This window comes from Anaeromusa sp., from assembly GCF_028691475.1.
GTDB lineage: Bacteria > Bacillota > Negativicutes > Anaeromusales > Anaeromusaceae > Anaeromusa.
In genome coordinates, this window is record NZ_JAQUZF010000163.1 from 1 (window position 1) to 4,295 (window position 4,295).

The 4,295-nt window shown below is 47.2% G+C and carries 6 protein-coding genes; 3 read left to right on the forward strand and 3 right to left on the reverse strand.

What is annotated here, in order from left to right:
• On the forward strand, positions 1–661 hold a 661-nt coding region (locus PHF27_RS13510; RefSeq protein ID WP_363320073.1), incomplete at its 5' end, for a hemolysin III family protein.
• Positions 662–744: 83 nt separating this feature from the next.
• Here the strand turns inward: PHF27_RS13510 and PHF27_RS13515 are convergent.
• Positions 745–1,119, reverse strand: coding sequence for a hypothetical protein (locus tag PHF27_RS13515; RefSeq protein ID WP_300071156.1), 375 nt, complete (start codon positions 1,117–1,119; stop codon positions 745–747).
• Between the two features lie 204 nt (positions 1,120–1,323).
• Between PHF27_RS13515 and PHF27_RS13520 the strand changes: the two genes are divergently transcribed.
• Both PHF27_RS13520 and modA read left to right on the forward strand, forming a co-directional pair.
• Positions 1,324–2,106 carry an amino acid ABC transporter substrate-binding protein gene (locus PHF27_RS13520; protein WP_300071159.1) on the forward strand — a complete coding sequence of 261 codons (783 nt, stop codon included), beginning with the start codon at positions 1,324–1,326 and terminating at the stop codon, positions 2,104–2,106.
• Positions 2,107–2,288: 182 nt separating this feature from the next.
• Complete coding sequence (gene modA / locus PHF27_RS13525) at positions 2,289–3,077, forward strand: molybdate ABC transporter substrate-binding protein (protein WP_300071161.1); 789 nt, start codon at positions 2,289–2,291, stop codon at positions 3,075–3,077.
• Positions 3,078–3,092: 15 nt separating this feature from the next.
• Here modA and PHF27_RS13530 read toward each other — a convergent pair whose 3' ends face one another.
• Both PHF27_RS13530 and PHF27_RS13535 read right to left on the reverse strand, forming a co-directional pair.
• Positions 3,093–3,650: a macro domain-containing protein gene (locus PHF27_RS13530; RefSeq protein WP_300071163.1), complete on the reverse strand. Its 558-nt coding sequence runs from the start codon at positions 3,648–3,650 to the stop codon at positions 3,093–3,095.
• Between the two features lie 12 nt (positions 3,651–3,662).
• A partial coding sequence (locus PHF27_RS13535) for a glycosyl hydrolase family 18 protein (RefSeq protein WP_300071165.1) occupies positions 3,663–4,295 on the reverse strand: 633 nt, incomplete at its 5' end.

Below are 4,295 nucleotides of genomic sequence, written 5' to 3' on the forward strand. Positions count from 1 at the left end.
AGAAATGCAGCAGCAAAAGGAGGGAAGGCCGGTGGAAGAACGTGTGAATGCGCTTACCCATGGCGTGGGTACGGCGTTAGCTGCGGCTGGCTTGATTTTTTTAGTAGTATCGGCTTATGTGTATGGGGGATTGTGGCATGTAGTCAGCTTCAGCATTTATGGAGCGTCTCTTGTCTTGTTGTATTTAGCGTCTACGCTGTATCACAGCTTTCAGAATGAGAAACGAAAGCATCGCCTGCGTATTTTCGATCATGCGGCGATTTATTTGCTCATTGCCGGTACATACACGCCCTTTGCGCTGGTGGTGCTGCATGGCTTACTTGGTTGGACCATTTTTAGCATCGTCTGGGGCTTGGCGGCGGTGGGGATTATTTTTCAGCTCTTTTTTGTCAATCGGTTTAAAAAGACGGCTACTCTTTGTTATTTGTTTATGGGCTGGCTGATCGTCTTCTTTTTACAGCCCTTGGCGGCGGCCTTAGCGCCGGAGGGCCTGTTCTGGCTGGCTTTTGGCGGTGTGCTTTATACAGTGGGGGCGGTGTTTTATCTTTTTAAACGGATTCCTTACAATCACGCGGTTTGGCATGTGTTTGTCATGGGCGGCAGCGCTGCTCACTTTATAGCGGTAGCGCAATATGTGCTGCCCATTGCTGTTGCCCCTTAAAAAGAACCTGCAAGTACGCAAGAATAGGTAAAAGGACGTTGAGAAAAGAACTTATTTTCTCAACGTCCTTTTTATGATTCTTTTTATTTCAATACAGCGGCGACTACAATAGCGGCAATGGTTCGCATTTCGTTTTCGTGGCGCTCGTTTTCCAGACGCTGCCGCTCGTGCCACGCTTCTTGACTTTCGTGATGATGGCGGCGCATGGCTTCCGCATGACGGCGCTGTTCGGCACGCTCACGCTCGTGGCGTTCGCGTTCCATGCGTTCTCTGTGTTCTCGTTCCTTGCGCTCATGGCGCTCGCGTTCCTGGCGGTCATGCTCAAACTGCTCGTCTTGCTGTCTCATCTCCTTGCGGTCGTGATGTGCCGGAGAAGCCTCAATTGTTGCCGCCCCAATGCCGAATTGGATGATTCCTGCCAGTGCTAGAAAGACTGCTTTTTTTGCTATGTTATTCATGGTGAATCCCCCTCATGCTTTATTGAACTTAGTTTAACGTAATCTTGTTACAGCTTGGTTACAAAAAGATGACTGTCAAAACACAAATCGGTCAAAAAAAATATGCAAATTATTTTCTATTATCATCAATTTACCCCTTTCTTATTTTACCGAAGTAAAGTAAAATAAAGGAGCCGATAAAAAAGACTAGAACGGAGGGTTTTCATGAAACGAATTATTTCTGTAGTGTTGTTGCTGGTGATGGCAGGGGTATTGTTTGCCGGTTGTGGCAACACAACTAAAACGGAGCCTGCCAAGAAAAAGATTGTCATTGGCTTAGATGACAATTTTCCGCCGATGGGCTTCAAAGATGAAAAGAACAATATTGTTGGCTTTGATATTGATATGGCCAAAGAAGCGGCCAAACGCTTGGGCATCGAAGTGGAATTTAAGGGCATCGACTGGAGCAGTAAAGAAGCCGAGCTAAACAGCAAGCGTATTGATGCGCTCTGGAACGGCATGAATATCACGGAAGAACGTAAGAAAAACGTGCTTTTCAGCGATCCTTACATGGAAAGCAAGCAATTGATCTTTGTCCTGGCTAATTCTCCAATTAAAAGTGCCGCTGATCTTAAGGGCAAGGTGGTTGGCGTACAACAGTCCAGCATTGGTGAAGAAGTGGTTACTAAGGATGAAAAATTAAAAGCGACTTTGAAAGATTTCAAAAAATATCCGGACTGTGTAGCCGCCTTTATGGATCTGAAAACAGGTCGTTTGGATGCGGTTGTAACCGATGAAATTCTTGGACGTTATTACATGTCCAAAGAAGCCGGGGCGTATATTGCGATTGAACAGCCCTTGGGCGAAGTCGGTGTTTATGGCGTGGGCTTCCGGAAGGATGACAAAGAGCTGCGCGACAAAGTGCAGAACGTACTGAATGAAATGAAAAAAGACGGAACCTCAGCGAAGATTTCGCAAAAATGGTTTGGCGCCGATATCGTAAAATAAGCAAAACGAAAGCCTCCTGCCGGCAGGAGGCTTTCGTTTTATGTGGATTTTCATTTTTTGCTGGAAGTTGTACTATAAGAATTCTTCGTATATAATAAAAGAAAAAAGATAGTAGTGATACGGAGTAGTGTCAGAAGCGCAGCATGCGTTTTCTGGCATTTATTTTTTAAGGGGGAGTTATTATGAGAAAAGCAAGTTGGTTGGGTCTGGTGGGGGTGTTCCTGGGTTTGTTGCTAGTGGTTGGTTGCGGAGGGGAACCGCCTAAAGCGGCGGCGCCTGCAGAACTGAACGTATCTGCAGCGGTAAGTATGAAAGACGTACTGGGAGAAATTCAACAGCAGTATCAAAAAAAGAATCCAAACGTGAAACTCGTCTTTAATCTGGGCGCCTCCGGTTCGCTGCAAAAGCAAATCGAGCAAGGCGCACCGGCGGATCTCTTTATTTCAGCGGCTCCTAAGCAAATGGATGAATTGCAGGGCAAAGGGTTGTTGCAACAGCAAACACGGAAGAATTTGCTGGAAAACAAGCTGGTGCTGATTGTGCCGCAAAGCTCCTCGTTAACTATTAAAAACTTTGAGGAGCTGGCAGATCCCGCTGTTAAGCGCTTAGCCGTAGGGGAGCCGCAAGTAGTGCCAGCGGGGCAATATGCGCAGCAGGTTTTGAAGAAGCTGAATTTATGGGAGAAATTAGAAGAGCGAATGGTGTTGGCTAAAGATGTGCGTACGGTGCTAACCTATGTGGAAAGCGGTAATGCGGACGCCGGTATAGTGTACAAGACCGACGCGGCGGTAAGCACGAAAATCAAAATTATTGCTACTGCTGCCGAGGGAAGCCATCAGCCTATCATTTATCCGGCGGCTATACTCGCAAATGCTAAACAGCCCAAGGAAGCGGAAGCTTTCCTGCAATATCTTTTGAGTCCGGAAGCCGCCAAAGTATTTGAAAAATACGGCTTTACTATGGGTAAATAATTCATAAGTAAAAGCCTATGAATCGATAAGCTTGGCGGCGCTGGCAGCCTGGATGAAGTGTTGACAAGTTTCTGCGTCATAGTTGCAAAAAGTGACGCTTTCTAACGGCGTGTCCAGACGAAGAAAGAAGTCAATGGCTGTTTGCAAGAGGATTTGTGCGCAACGGTCTTTGGGAAAGCCGAAGATGCCGGAGCTGATAGCAGGCATGGACACACTGCGCAGATTGTAGAGATGTCCTAAAAAGAGGACATTTTCAACTGCCTGTCGCAGTTTGCACTCTTCGTTGCCTTCACCCCAGCGGGGACCGACGGTGTGGATGACGAATTTAGCAGGCAGCAAACCGCCGTCGGTGATGACCGCGTGGCTGACAGGAAGAGAGCCGATTTTTTTGATGAGTTCTTGACTTTGTTTTTGAATGGCAGAACCTCCGGCGCGGGCGATGGCTAAGGCGGCGCCGCCGCCGTGCCGTAAATGGCTATTGGCCGGATTGACGATGGCATCGGTTGTTTCAGCGGTGATGTCGCCTTGTTTAATCTGCAGCATTTTTCCACGGGGAAGAATTATGGTATGCATGTTATTCCTCCTTTATGGCAGCAAGGGCCAAATATCAGGTGTTTCAAAGCCTAAACGCCAGCAGGCCGCTCCGGCTAACTGGTAGGTATGAATCAATGCGGTTTTCAAGGCCAGAGAGTCTTTGCTTTCAACCCAAATATGATAATATTTGCCGTCTTCTTCATACTCTAGGTAAGACAGACCGTAGTCAGAGCGCCATTGGGGCTGAATATTGTGCGTCTGTATTACGGCATTTACATCCTCCATAAAAAAGGTTTTTCCTTTAGCGGTTACTTTGCCTTGTTCCTCGGTGTGTTCCCAACGTTTTGTATAAAAGGGGACACCGAGGAACAATTTATTTGCCGGCACTTCTTGCAAGGTTTTTTGCAGATTCTTTTCCACCCAGGGGAGCGAGGCTACAGGCGCCCCGGGGGTGCTGGTAGCCCACTGCTCGTCGTAGGTCATGACCATAACATAATCGACAATTGCAGCTAGCTCCTTGCGGTCATAGCAATGAGACCAAGAGGGAGTTTCATTCGGGACTGTCACATCAATAGAGATAATAAGATTTTGCTTCTTCAGCGTCGTAGTGAGGTTGCGGATAAATTGAGTAAAGCGGTCGCGGTCTTCGTCAGCTACATTTTCAAAGTCAATGTTGATGCCGTC